Annotated in this window: 16 protein-coding genes; 13 read left to right on the plus strand and 3 right to left on the minus strand. The window is 68.3% G+C overall.

All coding sequences use genetic code 11. From position 1 onward, the window contains the following. The first annotated feature begins 139 nt into the window (after positions 1–139). The 13 genes from pyrH (at position 140) to lpxB (ending at position 12958) form a co-directional block, all read left to right on the plus strand. Positions 140–886, plus strand: coding sequence for a UMP kinase (gene pyrH / locus C0461_RS01610; protein ID WP_292103365.1), 747 nt, complete (start codon positions 140–142; stop codon positions 884–886). Between the two features lie 25 nt (positions 887–911). Then, entirely contained in the window at positions 912–1469 is a 558-nt protein-coding gene (frr, locus tag C0461_RS01615) for a ribosome recycling factor (protein ID WP_196838958.1), read from the plus strand. A gap of 45 nt (positions 1470–1514) precedes the next feature. Then, the gene (gene uppS, locus C0461_RS01620) at positions 1515–2285 is read left to right on the plus strand and encodes a polyprenyl diphosphate synthase (RefSeq protein ID WP_292103428.1); all 771 of its coding nucleotides are present in this window, start codon (positions 1515–1517) and stop codon (positions 2283–2285) included. Further along, complete coding sequence (locus C0461_RS01625; protein ID WP_292103366.1) at positions 2285–3100, plus strand: phosphatidate cytidylyltransferase; 816 nt, start codon at positions 2285–2287, stop codon at positions 3098–3100. Before uppS ends, C0461_RS01625 begins: the two co-directional genes overlap by 1 nt. Further along, the gene (dxr, locus tag C0461_RS01630) at positions 3100–4296 is read left to right on the plus strand and encodes a 1-deoxy-D-xylulose-5-phosphate reductoisomerase (RefSeq protein ID WP_292103368.1); all 1197 of its coding nucleotides are present in this window, start codon (positions 3100–3102) and stop codon (positions 4294–4296) included. Before C0461_RS01625 ends, dxr begins: the two co-directional genes overlap by 1 nt. A 64-nt stretch (positions 4297–4360) precedes the next feature. Then, positions 4361–5578, plus strand: coding sequence for a M50 family metallopeptidase (locus tag C0461_RS01635; protein WP_292103370.1), 1218 nt, complete (start codon positions 4361–4363; stop codon positions 5576–5578). 29 nt (positions 5579–5607) lie between these two features. After that, positions 5608–8043, plus strand: coding sequence for an outer membrane protein assembly factor BamA (gene bamA / locus C0461_RS01640; RefSeq protein ID WP_292103373.1), 2436 nt, complete (start codon positions 5608–5610; stop codon positions 8041–8043). A gap of 9 nt (positions 8044–8052) precedes the next feature. Continuing rightward, positions 8053–8628, plus strand: a complete 576-nt coding sequence (locus C0461_RS01645) for an OmpH family outer membrane protein (RefSeq protein WP_292103374.1) — start codon at positions 8053–8055, stop codon at positions 8626–8628. A 24-nt stretch (positions 8629–8652) separates the two neighbouring features. Beyond that, positions 8653–9672, plus strand: a complete 1020-nt coding sequence (gene lpxD / locus C0461_RS01650; protein WP_292103375.1) for a UDP-3-O-(3-hydroxymyristoyl)glucosamine N-acyltransferase — start codon at positions 8653–8655, stop codon at positions 9670–9672. Then, entirely contained in the window at positions 9665–10147 is a 483-nt protein-coding gene (fabZ, locus tag C0461_RS01655) for a 3-hydroxyacyl-ACP dehydratase FabZ (RefSeq protein WP_292103376.1), read from the plus strand. Before lpxD ends, fabZ begins: the two co-directional genes overlap by 8 nt. Continuing rightward, complete coding sequence (lpxA, locus tag C0461_RS01660) at positions 10144–10929, plus strand: acyl-ACP--UDP-N-acetylglucosamine O-acyltransferase (protein WP_292103378.1); 786 nt, start codon at positions 10144–10146, stop codon at positions 10927–10929. Before fabZ ends, lpxA begins: the two co-directional genes overlap by 4 nt. Then, positions 10926–11759: a UDP-2,3-diacylglucosamine diphosphatase LpxI gene (gene lpxI / locus C0461_RS01665; RefSeq protein WP_292103429.1), complete on the plus strand. Its 834-nt coding sequence runs from the start codon at positions 10926–10928 to the stop codon at positions 11757–11759. Before lpxA ends, lpxI begins: the two co-directional genes overlap by 4 nt. Further along, a complete protein-coding gene (lpxB, locus tag C0461_RS01670; RefSeq protein WP_292103380.1) occupies positions 11756–12958 on the plus strand; it encodes a lipid-A-disaccharide synthase in 1203 nt (400 codons plus the stop codon). Before lpxI ends, lpxB begins: the two co-directional genes overlap by 4 nt. Here the strand turns inward: lpxB and C0461_RS01675 are convergent. From C0461_RS01675 to gltA, 3 genes are read right to left on the minus strand one after another with little or no spacing between them, the layout of a single operon-like run. Beyond that, complete coding sequence (locus tag C0461_RS01675; RefSeq protein WP_292103381.1) at positions 12922–13434, minus strand: DUF305 domain-containing protein; 513 nt, start codon at positions 13432–13434, stop codon at positions 12922–12924. The genes lpxB and C0461_RS01675 overlap by 37 nt on opposite strands. Before the next feature lie 49 nt (positions 13435–13483). Continuing rightward, the gene (locus C0461_RS01680) at positions 13484–13960 is read right to left on the minus strand and encodes a hypothetical protein (RefSeq protein ID WP_292103383.1); all 477 of its coding nucleotides are present in this window, start codon (positions 13958–13960) and stop codon (positions 13484–13486) included. A gap of 57 nt (positions 13961–14017) precedes the next feature. Further along, the gene (gltA, locus tag C0461_RS01685) at positions 14018–15319 is read right to left on the minus strand and encodes a citrate synthase (protein WP_292103385.1); all 1302 of its coding nucleotides are present in this window, start codon (positions 15317–15319) and stop codon (positions 14018–14020) included. Positions 15320–15326: the final 7 nt, after the last annotated feature.

Raw genomic sequence — 15326 nt, forward strand, 5'->3', positions numbered from 1 at the left:
CGCATCCGTGCGTGGAGCCGGCCCTCTCCCAAGGGGAGAGGGATCAACTAAAAGGGGCGCGTCGGCTTTAAGGTCGGCGCGCCCTTCGTCTAGAATGGGTCCGCCGATTCCGGCGACCCCGACCCGAGAGAGCATCGCCATGAGCCCGACCCGCGCCGATCCCAAATACAAGCGCGTGCTGGTCAAGGTGTCGGGCGAGGTGCTGATGGGGGACAAGGGCTACGGCCTGGACATCAAGACCGTGGACGCCATCGCCGCCGAGATCGCCGAGGTGGCGCGGACCGGGGTGCAGCTGTGCCTGGTCATCGGCGGCGGCAACATCTTCCGCGGCCTGTCGGGCGCGGCCAGCGGCATGGAGCGCGCCAGCGCCGACTACATGGGCATGCTGGCCACGGTCATGAACGCCCTGGCCATGCAGAACGCCCTGGAGCGGCTGAACGTGGACACCCGCGTGCAGTCGGCGATCCAGATGGACACCATCTGCGAGCCCTATATCCGCCGCCGGGCCCTGCGCCATCTGGAGAAGGGCCGCGTGGTCATCTTCGCCGCGGGCGTGGGCGCGCCGTTCTTCACCACGGACTCGGGCGCGGCCCTGCGGGCGGCCGAGATGGGCTGCGACGCCCTGCTGAAGGGCACCAGCGTGGACGGGGTCTATACGGCCGATCCCAAGAAGGATGCGTCGGCCACGCGCTATGACACCCTGACCTATCACGACGTGCTGGCCAGGGACCTGCGCGTCATGGACGCCTCGGCCATCGCCCTGATGCGCGACAACGGCATCCCCATCGTGGTCTTCTCGATCCGCGAACACGGCGCCCTGAAGGCTGTGCTCGAGGGCAGGGGAGTCTATACGGTCATCAGCGACAACCCGGCGAACGGGGCCTGAGGTCAAAGGAAACACGGACAAGAGCATGAGCAAACCCGATCTCGCATCCTATCGAAACCGCATGGACAAGGCGGTCGCCGCCCTGAAGGAAGAGTTCAGCGGCCTGCGCACCGGCCGGGCCAATTCGGGCCTGCTGGATCCCGTGCAGGTGGAGGCCTACGGCTCGGTGTCGCCGCTGAACGCGGTGGCGGCCATCAGCGTGCCGGAACCGCGCATGATCACGGTCAATGTCTGGGACAAGGGCATGGTGGTCTCGGTGGAGAAGGCCATCCGCGCCGCGGGCCTCGGCCTGAACCCCATCGTCGACGGACAGACCCTGCGCATCCCGATCCCGCCCCTGACCGAGGAGCGGCGCAAGGACCTGGTCAAGCTGGCGGGCAAGTACGCCGAGCAGCAGAAGATCGCCGTGCGCAACGTGCGCCGCGACGCCAACGACGACCTGAAGAAGGCCGAGAAGGCGGGCGACGTCAGCCAGGACGAGCAGAAGAAGATGGAGGCCGAGGTCCAGAAGGACACGGACGCCGCCATCAAGCGCATCGACGAGACGCTGAAGACCAAGGAAGCGGAGATCATGCAGGTCTGAGGCGGTTTGACCGCCCGGCCCGGCACACAGGGAATGGCTGACGACATGCGCGCGATGGCTGCGCCCACCGACGGCCCTTCCGATCCGGGGCCCCGGCATGTGGCGATCATCATGGACGGCAACGGCCGCTGGGCCGCCGCCAGGGGACTGCCGCGCGCGGCGGGCCACAAGGAAGGCGTGGCCGCCCTGAAGCGCACTGTGCGCGGCTGCGCCGGTCTGGGCGTGCGCTGCCTGACCGTGTTCGGGTTCTCGACCGAGAACTGGCGCCGTCCGGCCGACGAGGTCTCGGACCTGATGGGGCTGGTGCGGTCCTATGTGGCCAGCGACCTGACGGGGCTGGCGAAGGAGGGCGTGCGCATCCGCGTGCTGGGCCGCCGCGAGGGGCTGCCGCCCGACATCGCCGCCATCGTCCAGAAGGCCGAGCGGGACACCGCGCACAATGCCCGCTTCCTGCTGCAGGTGGCGTTCAACTACGGCGGCCAGGCCGACATCGTGGACGCCGCCCGCCGGCACGCCGAGCGGGTGCTGGCGGGCGAGGCTCCGGTGGACATCAGCGAGGCGGATTTCGGGGCGTTGATGTCGACCGCGGGGGCGCCGCCGCTGGACCTGATCGTGCGGACCTCGGGCGAGGTGAGGCTGTCCAACTTCCTGCTGTGGGAGGCGGCCTACGCCGAACTGGTTTTTCAGGACATCCTGTGGCCCGACTATGGTCCTGAGGCGTTGAAGGCGGCGATCGACGAGTATCAGGCGCGCGAGCGCCGCTTTGGCGGACGTCCCGCGCAGACGGCTGCCGCCCAGACGGCGAAGGCGAACTGATGGCGTTTCGGGCGAAAGACATCGGACTTCGCGCGGCCTCGGCCCTGGTGCTGGCGCCTGCCGCGATGCTGGCCATCTGGGGCGGGGGCTGGTGGTTCGCCGCCCTGATCGCCGCCGCCTGCATCCTGCTGGCCCGCGAGTGGGCCCTGATGAGCGCGCGCGGCGCGCAGCGGCTGGTGTGGGGCGCGGTGGCGGCCGCCCTGGTGGCGGTGGTGCTGATCGCCCACGTGGGCCATGTGCCGGCGGCCCTGATCACCCTGGTGTTCGGCGCGGCCCTGGCGGGGGCGTTCGCCCGGCGGCTGGGCCAGCAGGGGCTGGATGCCGCCTACGGGGTTCTGTACCTGGGCTGGCCCGCGATCCTGTTCATCTGGCTGAGAGGACAGCCCGAGGGCCTGGGCTGGACCGTGCTGCTGTTCATGACGGCCTGGTCGGCGGACGTTCTGGCCTATCTGGTCGGCACCCTGCTGAAGGGTCCCAGGCTGTGGCCCCGGTTTTCGCCCAACAAGACCTGGTCCGGCTTCATCGGCGGCCTGATCGGCGGTCTGGCTGCGGGCGCGTTGATCGTGGCGTCGCCGTGGCCGGATCTGGGGACGCTGAGCGTGGTCTGGGGCGCGGTTCTGGGCTTGGCGGGCGCCATCGCCACCATGGCGGGCGACCTGTGGGAGTCGGCGCTGAAGCGGCGGTACGGCGTCAAGGATGCGGGTGATCTGATCCCCGGCCACGGCGGCCTGCTGGACCGGGTCGACGGGCTGATGTTCGCGGTGGTGGTGATCGCCGCCGGATTTGTCCTGCTGCAATGGATGGGCGTAGCCTGATGATCCGTCGCCGCGTGACCATCCTGGGCGCCACCGGATCGGTGGGGCGTTCGACCCTGGACCTGATGGATCAGGCGGAGCAGGCGGGCAGCGGCGCGTTCGCGGTGGAGGCCCTGACCGGGGCGGGCAACATCGCCCTGCTGGCCGAGCAGGCGCGGCGCTGGCGGCCCCGGCTGGTGGTGACGGCGGAGGCGGAGCGGCTGGATGAGCTGAAGTCGGCCGTGGCGGGGCTGGATGTGGCCGTGGCGGCCGGGACCGAGGCGGTGGTGGAGGCGGCGACGCGGCCCTCGGACTGGGTCATGGCGGCCATCGTGGGCGCGGCGGGGCTGCGCTCGGCCTGGGCGGCGGCGGGGACCGGGGCGACCCTGGCTCTGGCCAACAAGGAGAGTCTGGTCAGCTGCGGGCCGGCCCTGATGTCGCGGGTGCGGCAGGCGGGCGGGCGGCTGATCCCCGTGGATTCCGAGCATTCGGCCATTTTCCAGGTGTTTCCCGCCGAGGCGCCCGAACGGGTGGCGCGGGTGGTGCTGACGGCCTCGGGCGGGCCGTTCCGGGCCCTGTCCAGCGCACAGATGGCGCGGGTGACCCCGGAACAGGCGGTGGCCCATCCCAACTGGAGCATGGGGGCCAAGATCTCGGTGGACAGCGCCACCATGGCCAACAAGGGCCTGGAGATGATCGAGGCGGCCTATCTGTTCGGGCTGGAGGCGGGGCGCATCGACGTGGTGGTGCATCCGGAATCCATCATCCACAGCCTGGTGGAGATGATCGACGGTTCGACCCTGGCGCAGATGGGGCCGCCGGACATGAAGACGCCCATCGCCTGCGCCCTGGCCTGGCCGGACCGAATCGCCTGGCCCGCGCCGAGGCTGGATCTGGCGGCGCTGGGGGCGCTGACGTTCGAGGCGCCCGACGAGACGCGATTCCCGGCCCTGGCGCTGGCGCGGCAGGCGCTGGAGGCGGGCGGGGCGGCCCCGGCGGTGTTCAACGCCGCAAACGAGGTGGGCGCGCGCGCTTTCCTTGACCGCAAGCTGGGCTTTCTCAATATTGCCGCAGTCGTGGCCGAAACCATGGAGCGACTGGCGCGAGCCGACGAGGCCGCCGACGCTCCGGATGCATGCGATGCCGCTCTGCGCATCGACGCCCTGGCGCGACGGACGGCCCAGCGGATCGTGGCCGATCACGCGCAGGCCGCGTGACCTGTATGCGTAACGAGGCGGGTTCGTCGAATTCCTCGACGGCTTTAGGGAGGCGCTTCGCCCCATGATCGATTTCATCGGCCAGGCGCTGATTTACGTCGTGCCGTTCCTGCTGGTGCTGACGCTGGTGGTGACCATCCACGAGCTGGGGCACTTCTGGGTGGCGCGGGCCTTCGGGGTGAAGGTGGACCGGTTCTCCATCGGCTTCGGCAAGGGCGTTCTGAGCCGCACGGACAAGCACGGCATCGAATGGCGGCTGGGATGGATCCCCCTGGGCGGCTATGTGAAATTTTCGGGGGACGTTGACGCCTCCAGCGTGCCCGACGCGCGCGGGCTTGACGCCATGCGCGACGAGATCGCCGCGACCCGCGGGGCAGGGGCCGAGAAGGACTATTTCCATTTCAAGCCGGTGTGGCAGCGCGCTCTGATCGTGGCGGCCGGGCCGTTCGCCAATTTCGTCCTGGCCATCACCATCTTCGCCTTTCTGTTCAGCCTGATCGGCGTGGAGATGCGGCCGCCCCGCATCGCCGGCGTGGCGCCGGAGAGCGCGGCCGAGGCGGCCGGCTTCCAGACCGGCGACCTGATCCTGAGCATCAACGGCCGTGCGGTGGAGGATGACGCCACAGTGCGCCGCATGGTGGCGCTGAGCGCCGGCGACTCGATGGATTTCGTGGTGCTGCGCGGGGAGAGCGAGGTGGCGCTGACCGCCACGCCCGAGCGCATCGAGCGGCCCGACCGCATCGCCGGTTCGGTGCGTATGGGCGTTCTGGGCGTCGAATTGCAGCCCCTGGCCGGCGAACGGCGTCATGTGCGCTATCCGCCCCATGAGGCGGTCTGGCAGGGCGTCAAGGAGACCGGTGCGGTGCTGGAGACGACCCTGACCTATCTGGGGCGCATCATCACGGGGCGGGAATCAGGGGACCAGCTCAGCGGCCCCCTGGGAATCGCCAAGGCCTCGGGCGCCCTGACCAACGCTGCGGCCGACGTCGACGCGTCCGCCGGAATTCGCCTGGCGAACGTATCCCTGACCCTAATCAGCTTCGCCGCCATACTTTCGATCGGAATTGGCTTTCTAAACCTGTTGCCGATACCGGTTCTGGACGGCGGGCACCTGCTGTTCTACGGCTACGAGGCCGTAGCCCGGCGTCCGCTGGCCGCCGGGGTCCAGGAGATGGGGTATCGCATTGGTCTTGTATTGCTGGTCGGATTAATGTTGTTCGCCACCTGGAACGACCTGCGGAAACTCAGTCTCTTTCAATTCCTGGGCGGGCTCTCTTCATGAGCAATCGCCGCTCGCCGATGGTTTTCTCCATGATTCAACGACGCCCTGAAGCTTTCCGCACCCATGGCCGCGCCAGCGTTCTGGCGTTGATCATCGCCGCGGGGCTGGGGGGACCGGCTCTGGCCCAGGACGCCGCCCCGCAACAGGCCCCCGCCGCCGGCGAGATCCAGCTGCCGCAGACCGCGCAGCCCGCAGTCGTCCAGCAAGCCCAGAGCGGCGTGGCCAACCGGATCCTGGTTCAGGGCAACCAGCGGATCGACCAGACAACGATCCTGTCCTACCTGCCGATCCAGCCGGGCGACACGGTCGAGCCGGTGGTGCTGGATGTGGCGGTCCGCACGCTCTACCGCACCAACCTGTTCGCCGATGTGCAGATGGCGCTCGACGGCACCGACCTGATCATCCAGGTGGTCGAGAACCCCGTGATCAACCAGGTGGTGTTCGAGGGCAACAGCGCCGTGAGCGAGGACAAGCTGCGCGAGGAGGTCACTATCCGGCCCCGCGGCATCTACACCCCCGCCCGGGTGCAGGAGGATGTGCAGAGCATCGTCGAGCTGTACCGGCTGTCGGGCCGCATCTCGGCCACGGTGACCCCCAAGCTGATCCAGCTGGAGCAGAACCGGGTCGATCTGGTGTTCGAGATCGACGAGGGCGTGTCCACGGGCGTGCGCGGCATCAATTTCCTGGGCAACCGGGCGTTCTCGGACAGCGACCTGCGCGGTGTGATGGTCACCAAGACCTCGCGCTGGTGGCGGCTGTTCTCCAGCAACGACAACTACGACCCCAATCGCCTCGATTATGACCAGCAACAGCTGCGCAGCTTCTACACCAACCGGGGTTATTATGATTTCCGCGTGGTGTCGGCGGTGGCCGAACTGTCGCCCAGCCAGGACGACTTCCTGGTCACCCTGACGGTGGACGAGGGCGAGCAGTACAATTTCGGCGCCATCACCGTCGCGACCCAGAGCGAACGCCTGAACGCGGATTTCCTGCGCCGCCTGCTGCCCCTGCAGGAAGGGGATCTCTACGAAAGCGACCGCATCGAGCAATCGGTGGACGCCCTGACCTTCGCGGCGGGGTCGGCCGGCTACGCCTTTGTGGATATCCGTCCCACCTATCAGGCCAATCCCGAGGCCCGAACGGTGGACGTGACCTTCAATGTCCGCGAGGGCGAGCGGGTCTATGTCGAGCGCATCGATGTGGTGGGCAACACCCGCACCATCGACCCGGTCATCCGGCGGGAACTGCTGCTGGTGGAAGGCGACGCCTTCAACCGGACCCTGGTGGAGCGCTCGCGCAACAATCTGCGCACCCTGGGCTTCTTCGAGGATGTCACGATCACCGAGGTGCGGGGCAGCGAGCCTGACCGCAGCGTGGTGACGGTCCAGGTGACCGAACAGCCCACCGGCGAACTGTCTGTCGGCGCCGGGTTCAGTTCGGTGGACTCCTTCATCATCAACCTGGGCATCACGGAGCGGAACTTCCGCGGCCGGGGCCAGAATGTGGTCGCGCGCCTCGAATGGGGTTCGATCCGTCAGCAGATCGACTTCCGCTTCACAGAGCCCAAATTCCTGGGCCGTGACGTGCGCGCCGGCTGGGACCTGTATCACTCGCGCTACGACTACAGCGAGTTCTCGTCCTACAGCTACGCCTCGACCGGCGGCGGCGTCCGGCTCTCCTGGCCGATCAACGGCTATACCCTGTTCTCGACCCGTTACTCCCTGCGGGCCGACGATGTGACCGTGCCGGGCAATTTCTGCACCGGGGGCGCGGGATCGCGGGCCCTGTGCGAACAGATCGGGGAGTCCATCAACTCGTCGATCGGCTACACCCTGCTGGTGGATCGCCGCAACGACCCGATCCGCCCCACGCGCGGCTGGACCGGCACCCTGCGTCAGGATTTCGCCGGTGTCGGCGGCGACGTGAACTATGTCCGCAGCGAACTGGACGCGTCCTGGTATCATGGCTTCAGCCCCGAGTGGGTCGTGACCGTGCAGGGCTCGACCGGTTATGTGGCGGGCTGGAGCGGCGACGCCATCCGGATCAACGACCGCTTCTTCAAGGGCGGCAACAGCTTCCGGGGCTTCGAGACCGCAGGTATCGGCCCGCGCGACCTGGCCCAGGGGACCAGCAGCCGGGGCAACGCCCTGGGCGGCAATTTCTACGCCATCGGCACGGTCGAACTGACGGTTCCCAACTATCTGCCGGAGGAATACGGCATCCGCACCTCGCTGTTCGTGGATGTGGGCACGCTGGGGATTCTGGACGACCGCTACAAGTTGCTCGCCAACGGCACCATCGATACGCAGATCGTCGATGAGCTGGCGCTGCGGGCTTCGGCGGGCATCAGCGTCCACTGGCGCTCGCCCATGGGGCCGATCCGCCTCGATTTCAGCCAGGTCCTCGCAGAAGAGGACTACGATGTGACGGAAACCTTCCGTTTCTCAACCTCGACCCAGTTCTAAAGGCTCAAAATGAAACGTCTTCTTCTCACCGCCGTCGCGGGCGCCGTCGCGCTCTCCGCCCAGACCGCCGCCGCCCAGACCCAGCTTCAGAACCCGGGTCCCGCCATTCCGGGCATGTGCGTCTATCACAACGAACGCCTGCTGGCGCAGTCGTCGGCCGGCCAGTCCCTGGCCCAGGGCATGCAGCGCCTGGTCCAGGAAGTCCAGGGCGAGCTTGCGCCCTATGGCTCCTCGATCCAGAACGACGCCACGGCCATCCAGCAACTGCCGGAAGACCAGCAGGGCCCCCGCGTTCAGGCCCTGCAGCAGCGCATCCAGGAAGCCCAGCAGCTGGAGCAGACCCGCGACACCGAGCTGCGCTACACCCGCGCCCAGCAGATCAACACCATCGCCACCGCCGTGGACCCGATCATCGTGGCCGTCTACCAGGAGCGCGGCTGCGGCATGCTGGTGGACCGGGAAAGCGTCTATGTGCTGAACCCGGCCATGGACATCACCGACACGGTGATCGAGCGCCTGAACAGCGCCCTGCCGTCGCTGAGCTTCACGCGCCAGTCGCCGCCGCCGCAACAGCAGCAGCAGTAAGTCGCGGGAGCGGGTTGAGCCGGCATGCCCGACGCCCGCTTCTTCACGACCGCTGATCCGCTGACCGTCGCGGACATCGCCGCCCTGACCGGGGCGGAGGTGGTTCGCGGCGCCGATGCGGTCATCAAGACCGTCGCGCCCCTGTCCCAGGCGGATCGGGGCGCGATCGCCTTTCTGGGCGACCGACGGCATCTGACCGCCCTGACCGGTACAGGCGCGGGGGCGGTTTTCGTCCCCGCCGACATGGTCGGGCGCGCGCCGGGCGGCGCCGCCGTCCTGGCGACCCGCTTTCCCCAGGCGGCGTGGGCCATGACCGCCACGCGGCTGCATCCGGCCATCGAGGCGGACGACACCCCGGGCGTACACCCGAGGGCCGAGCTTGAAGACGGAGTCCGGCTGGGTGCGGGGGTGGTGATCGGCGCCGGGGCGCGGGTGGGCCGGGGAAGCGTGATCGGGGCCAACACCGTGATCGGGCCGGGTGTCGCCATCGGCCGGGCCTGCCGCATCGGCGCCAACGTCTCGATCGCCTTCGCCCTGATCGGGGACCGGGTCCGCATCGCCGCGGGCGGTGTGATCGGCGAGGCGGGGTTCGGCGCGGCGGCTTCGGCGAAGGGGCCGGTGGACATTCCCCAGCTGGGCCGGGTGGTCATCCAGGACGACGTCTCGATCGGCGCGGGGACCTGCATCGATCGCGGCGCCTATGGGGACACGGTGATCGGGGAGGGGAGCAAGCTCGATAATCTGGTCCACATCGCGCACAATGTGGTCCTCGGCCGGTTCTGTCTGCTCGCCGCCCAGGTGGGGATTTCCGGCTCGGTGGTCATCGGCGACGGGGTCATGTTCGGCGGCCAGGCGGGCGTGGGAGACCATCAGACCATCGGCGCCGGCGCCCGGATCGCCGGGGCGGCGGCCGTACTTTCGGATGTTCCGCCGGGCGAAACCTGGTCGGGTTATCCGGCCAGACCGCTACGCCGGTTCTTGCGCGAAACCGTCTGGCTGGCCAAACAGGCGAAGTTTCGCAGCAAGGGAACGAGTGATGAGTGAGGCGGCGAAGGGCGAGGCGATCGACTACGCGGAGGTTCTCCGGCGCATCCCGCACCGGTATCCCTTTCTGCTGGTGGACCGGGCCGAGGATTACCGCGCCAATGAATCCATCGTCGGGATCAAGAACGTCACCGCCAACGAGCCGTTCTTCCAGGGCCATTTCCCCAACAATCCGGTGATGCCCGGTGTGCTGATCGTCGAGGCCATGGGCCAGTCGGGGGCCCTGCTGATGTCCAAGACCCTGGATGCGGACGTTTCGGGCAGGACCATCATGTTCATGGCGGTGGACGGGGCGCGGTTCCGCCGACCCGTGCGGCCGGGCGACGTGCTGCGTCTGCATGTGCATGTGACCAAGCACCGGGGCGACCTGTTCAAGTTCCGCGGCGAGGCCTTCGTGGACGGCAAGATGGCGGCGGAATGCGAGTTCGCGGCCATGGTCGTCGACAACCCGAAATCCGAGACCCCCGGGACATGACCATCCACGCCACCGCCTCGGTCGACGCCTCGGTGACCATGGCTGATGACGTGGTCATCGGGCCCTGGTGCGTGGTGGGGCCGGGCGTGGCCCTGGCCGAGGGTGTGGAACTGCGCGGCCATGTGGTGGTCGAGCGGGACACCATCGTCGGGCCGCGCACGGTGATCCATCCCTTCGCCGTGGTCGGGGGCGATCCCCAGCACATGGGCTACAAGGGCGAGACCGTGCGGCTCGAGATCGGCGCCGACAATGTCATCCGCGAGCACGCGACCCTGAACCGGGGCACGCCCCAGGGGCACGGGGTGACGCGCATAGGATCGAACAATCTCCTGATGACCGGCGCCCACGTGGGCCATGACTGCGTGGTGGGGGACAATGTGGTCATGGCCAACAATGCGACCCTGGGCGGTCATGCCGTGGTGGGGGACAAGGTGTTCCTGGGTGGGCTGTGCGCCGTGCACCAGAACGGCCGGGTGGGCGAGGGCGCCATGGTGGGCGGTCTGTCGGCGGTGACGCGGGATGTGATCCCGTTCGGCTCGGTGTGGGGCAACCATGCGCGGCTGCACGGTCTGAATCTGGTGGGCCTGAAACGGCGCGGATACGGCAAGGCGGACCTGCGGCGTCTGCTGGGCGCCTATCGCGAGATGTTCGAGGGCGAGGGCGCGTTCGCGGACCGGCTGGACGCTGCAGAGGGCGAATACGCGGACCTGCCGGAGATCATGCGGATCATCGCCTTCATCCGCGAGGATTCCAGGCGGCCGCTGTGCCTGCCCGAGCGATGAGCCGGCTGGGCATCGTGGCCGGGGGCGGCGACCTCCCCATGGCCGTGGCGCGGCGGTGCCAGGCGGAGGGGCGACCGTTTTTCGTTGTTCGGATCAAGGGCTTCGCCGACAGCGCTCTTGGGCGATATGAAGGTGCGGACTCCCGGATCGGTGAGTTCGGGCGGACCATCAAGCTGTTGAAGGCCGCGGGCTGCGAGGCCGTCTGTTTCGCGGGCGTCGTTCAGCGCCCTGACTTTCGCGACATGAAGCCGGACCTGAAGGGCGCCGCTGTGTTGCCCGGCATGATCGCGGCGGCCACGAAGGGTGACGACGCCCTGTTGCGCTATGTGCTGGGCGTGTTCGAGGCGGAAGGGTTCGCCATCGAGGGCGCCGATCAGGTGCTGGGGGGCGAGACGGCCCCGGTCGGCGCGCTGGGGCGTCATGCGCCGGACGAGGCTGCGCTGGCGGATCTGCGCAAGGCGCTGGAGGTGGCGCGGGCCACGGGCGAGCTGGACATCGGGCAGGGCGCGGTGGTCTGCGACGGCCTGGTGCTGGCGGTGGAGGCGCAGGAGGGCACTGACGCCATGCTGGCGCGGGTGGCCGGCCTGCCCGAGACGCTCCGCGGGCGGCCGGACGCGCGGCGCGGGGCCCTGGCCAAGGCGCCCAAGCCCATTCAGGACGAGCGTGTGGACATGCCGGTGATCGGGGTGCGCACCATCGAGGGCGCGGCGGCGGCGGGGCTGGCCGGAGTGGCGGGCATGGCGGGCAAGCTGATCCTGATCGACCGCGAGGCGATCATTGAAGCCGCCGACCGGCTGGGGCTATTCGTGTGGGGCGAGGATCACCGATGAGCCGACCGCTGAAGATCATGCTGGTGGCCGCCGAGGCGTCCGGTGACGGACTGGGCGCCGGTCTGGCGCGGGCGCTGAAGGACCGGCTGGGCGACGCCGTGACCTTCGTGGGCGTCGGCGGGCCGCGCATGGCGGCGGAGGGGGTGGAGAGCCCCTTCGACATCGGCGAGCTGTCCATCCTTGGCCTCATCGAAGGCCTTCGCGCCTACGGCCGGGTCAAGCGGCGGGTGGCGGAGACGGCGGCCCTGGCGGCGCGCGAAGCGCCGGACGCGGTGGTGCTGATCGACAGCTGGGGCTTCACCATCCGGGTGGCCCAGGCGATCCGGACGGCGTCGCCGAAGACGCCCCTGATCAAATATGTGGGGCCGCAGGTGTGGGCCTCGCGGCCGGGGCGGGCGAAGACCCTGGCCGGGGCGGTGGATCATCTGCTGGCATTGTACGGCTTCGACGCGCCGTGGTTCGAGCGCGAAGGCTTGCCGGTCACGGTCGTGGGGTCATCGGCCCTGCACGTGGACATGTCGGGCGCCGACGGGGCGGCGTTCCGGGCGCGACGGGGAATCGCGCCGGACGCGTCGCTGCTGCTGGTGCTGCCGGGCAGCCGCCCCGGCGAGATCGCGCGCATGACGCCGGTCTATGAGGCGACGGCGAAGCGGTTGAAGGGCGAGATTCCGGGGCTTGAAGTGGCCGTTGCGGCGGCGGGCACAGTGGCCACGGACGTGACGTCGCGCGTGGCCGCCTGGCCGTTCCGCGCGCATCTGGTGGACGAGACCGAGAAATACGACGCCATGGCCGCCGCCGACGCGGCCCTGGCCACCAGCGGCACGGTGTCCACCGAGGTGGCGCTGGCGGGTGCGCCCATGGTCATCGCCTATCGCATGGACGGCCTCAGCTGGGCCGTGATCAAACGCATCGCCACCACGAAGTATGTGACCCTGTTCAATGTGGCCGCCGATGCGTCGATCGCGCCGGAATATCTTCAGGGCGAGGCCACCCCGGACAAACTGGCCGCCGCCGCGGGGCGCCTGCTGACCGATCGCGAGGCCGCCGCCGATCAGGCGCGGCGGCAGACCGAGGCGCTGGACCTCATGGGCCGGGGCGGGCCGGACCCGTCGCAGCTGGCGGCGGATGCGGTGCTGCGGGTGATCGTGGAGAAGGCGGGCGGTCAGGAGGCCGGGGCCTCGAGCCCGCGCTCGCGGTAGGAGGGCAGGACCGGGGCGTCAGAAGGCGGCGGTTCGGCCTCCAGCCGGGCGATGTGGCGCTTCATCTCGGCGATCTCGCGGACCTGCGCTTCGATGATCTCGTCGGCGAGGCGGCGCACCTCGGGGTCCTGAATGTTCGCGCGCTCGCTGGTCATGATGGCGATGGAGTGGTGGGGGATCATGGCCTTCATGTAGCTGACGTCGCCCACCGTCGCCTGACTGCGCACCAGCGTCAGGGCGCCGGCGAACACGGCGAGCGCGCCGACCATGATGGCGACGTTGGCGCGGGTGTTTTTGTACATGCTCCACATGAAGCCGAGCATGACGACGGCCATGGTTGCGCCCATGATCAGGGCCATCCATGCCCGGGTCTGGCTGAAGGCCACATGCTCGATGGCCCAGGTGTTCAGATACATCAGGCCGAACATGACCACGGTGGATGTGGCGATCATGGCGGCGAACCGGCGATAGCTCATGGCGTCCTCCTTTGAGGAGAGAACACGTGAGGGCGGGGACGGTTCGGCGCTAAAGATTGCCCTTTACGGCAGGCCGCTTCGTAAGGAGCATCGGCGCTTGTTCTGCGATGATTTCCACACAGGTGTTTTCGCCCGCAAACAGAAAGTGCCGTAGCGCGGTCCCGCTCAGTGATGTGACGCCATCGCGCATCTCGGTGAGATAGGGGCTGGCTTCTATTTCGTAGGCAAACGCCACGAGGGCGTTTTCTTCCTTGCGACGGTTCCAGTAGTTGATCAGTTCGCCTTCGTCCTGCACGCGGTAGCTAACAGGCTTGGCCTGCAGCCAGACGGAAGCGTTCCCGCAGGCATATTCAGCGATCAAGCTCCAGTCGGTCGCTGCGCCGAAATCGACTTGAATAAAGTCACCGAGACGGCCGTCGGCGAGGGACCAGCCAAGTTCGTCGTCGATCGGGCGAAAGCCTTTGAGCATGCAAGAAGCGTAGCTTTGAAGGGCAGCGTGCGCCACCAACTCAATGGGGTAGGCCAACGAAAAACGCCGGGGCGATGGGCCCCGGCGTTCTGCGTTTCAGCGATGTGGTTTGTATCAGCCGCGCTGGTCGATGGTGACGTAGTCGCGCTCGGTGGGCCCCGTGTAGAGCTGGCGGGGGCGGCCGATCTTCTGGGACGGATCCTCCATCATCTCCTGCCACTGGGCGATCCAGCCGACGGTGCGGGCCAGGGCGAACAGGACGGTGAACATGGTGGTGGGGAAGCCCATGGCCGACAGGGTGATGCCGGAATAGAAGTCCACGTTTGGGAACAGCTTGCGCTCGGCGAAGTAGTCGTCCTTGAGCGCGACGGCCTCAAGCTCCTTCGCGACCTGGAACAGCGGGTCGTTCTCGCGGCCGGTGGCGGCCAGCACTTCGTAGGCCGACTGCTGCATGACCTTCGCGCGCGGGTCGTAGTTCTTGTACACGCGGTGGCCGAAGCCCATCAGCTTGTACTTCCTGTCCTTCACGCCGGCGATGAACTCCGGGATCTTGTCCGGGGTGCCGATCTCCTTGAGCATGTTCAGCGCCTCCTCGTTGGCGCCGCCGTGCGACGGGCCCCAGAGGCAGGCGATGCCCGCGGCGATGCAGGCGAACGGGTTGGCGCCCGACGAGCCGGCCAGGCGGACGGTGGAGGTGGAGGCGTTCTGCTCGTGGTCGGCGTGCAGGATGAAGATGCGGTCCATGGCGCGCACCAGGGCCGGGTCCACATGATAGTCCTCGGCCGGCACGGCGAAGCACATGCGCAGGAAGTTCTCGGCGTAGCTGAGGTCGTTGCGCGGCGACACGAAGGGCTGGCCGATGTGGTACTTGTAGGCCCGCGCGGCGATGGTCGGCATCTTGGCGATCAGGCGGATGGCCGAGATGTTGCGCTGGACCGGATCGGTGATGTCCAGGCTGTCGTGATAGAAGGCCGACAGGGCGCCGACGGTGCCGACCATGATGGCCATGGGGTGCGCGTCGCGGCGGAAGCCCTCGAAGAAGCGATCGAACTGCGAATGCAGCATGGTGTGCATGGTGACGCTGTTTTCGAACGACTCGTATTGCGCCGCCGTGGGGAGCTCGCCGTGCAGGAGCAGGTGGCAGACCTCCACGAAGTTCGACTTCTCCGCCAGCTGGTCGATGGGATAGCCGCGGTGCAGCAGCACGCCCGCGTCGCCGTCGATGTAGGTCAGGCTGGATTCACAGGACGCCGTGGAGGTGAAGCCCGGGTCGAAGGTGAAGGCGCCCGTGGCGCCGTACAGCTTGCGGATATCGACGACATCCGGCCCGGTGGAGCCGCCCAGAACCGGCAGTTCGACGGACTTGTCGCCGATGGTCATGGTCGCCGTGCCGGCGGGTTTGGCTTGTTCGGTCATAAGCACC

The organism is Brevundimonas sp. (genome assembly GCF_013823285.1).
In the GTDB taxonomy this organism is placed as follows: Bacteria; Pseudomonadota; Alphaproteobacteria; order Caulobacterales; family Caulobacteraceae; genus Brevundimonas.

What these genes read in the sequence shown, in the direction of transcription:
- C0461_RS01625 (WP_292103366.1), top strand. Translation starts at nt 2,285, where the DNA reads ATGGCGTTTCGGGCGAAAGACATCGGACTTCGCGCGGCCTCGGCCCTG.
- uppS (WP_292103428.1), top strand. Translation starts at nt 1,515, where the DNA reads ATGCGCGCGATGGCTGCGCCCACCGACGGCCCTTCCGATCCGGGGCCC.
- lpxI (WP_292103429.1), top strand. Translation starts at nt 10,926, where the DNA reads ATGAGCCGGCTGGGCATCGTGGCCGGGGGCGGCGACCTCCCCATGGCC.
- C0461_RS01675 (WP_292103381.1), bottom strand. Translation starts at nt 13,434, where the DNA reads ATGAGCTATCGCCGGTTCGCCGCCATGATCGCCACATCCACCGTGGTC.
- fabZ (WP_292103376.1), top strand. Translation starts at nt 9,665, where the DNA reads ATGAGTGAGGCGGCGAAGGGCGAGGCGATCGACTACGCGGAGGTTCTC.
- lpxA (WP_292103378.1), top strand. Translation starts at nt 10,144, where the DNA reads ATGACCATCCACGCCACCGCCTCGGTCGACGCCTCGGTGACCATGGCT.
- frr (WP_196838958.1), top strand. Translation starts at nt 912, where the DNA reads ATGAGCAAACCCGATCTCGCATCCTATCGAAACCGCATGGACAAGGCG.
- lpxD (WP_292103375.1), top strand. Translation starts at nt 8,653, where the DNA reads ATGCCCGACGCCCGCTTCTTCACGACCGCTGATCCGCTGACCGTCGCG.
- bamA (WP_292103373.1), top strand. Translation starts at nt 5,608, where the DNA reads ATGATTCAACGACGCCCTGAAGCTTTCCGCACCCATGGCCGCGCCAGC.
- dxr (WP_292103368.1), top strand. Translation starts at nt 3,100, where the DNA reads ATGATCCGTCGCCGCGTGACCATCCTGGGCGCCACCGGATCGGTGGGG.
- gltA (WP_292103385.1), bottom strand. Translation starts at nt 15,319, where the DNA reads ATGACCGAACAAGCCAAACCCGCCGGCACGGCGACCATGACCATCGGC.
- lpxB (WP_292103380.1), top strand. Translation starts at nt 11,756, where the DNA reads ATGAGCCGACCGCTGAAGATCATGCTGGTGGCCGCCGAGGCGTCCGGT.
- pyrH (WP_292103365.1), top strand. Translation starts at nt 140, where the DNA reads ATGAGCCCGACCCGCGCCGATCCCAAATACAAGCGCGTGCTGGTCAAG.
- C0461_RS01635 (WP_292103370.1), top strand. Translation starts at nt 4,361, where the DNA reads ATGATCGATTTCATCGGCCAGGCGCTGATTTACGTCGTGCCGTTCCTG.
- C0461_RS01645 (WP_292103374.1), top strand. Translation starts at nt 8,053, where the DNA reads ATGAAACGTCTTCTTCTCACCGCCGTCGCGGGCGCCGTCGCGCTCTCC.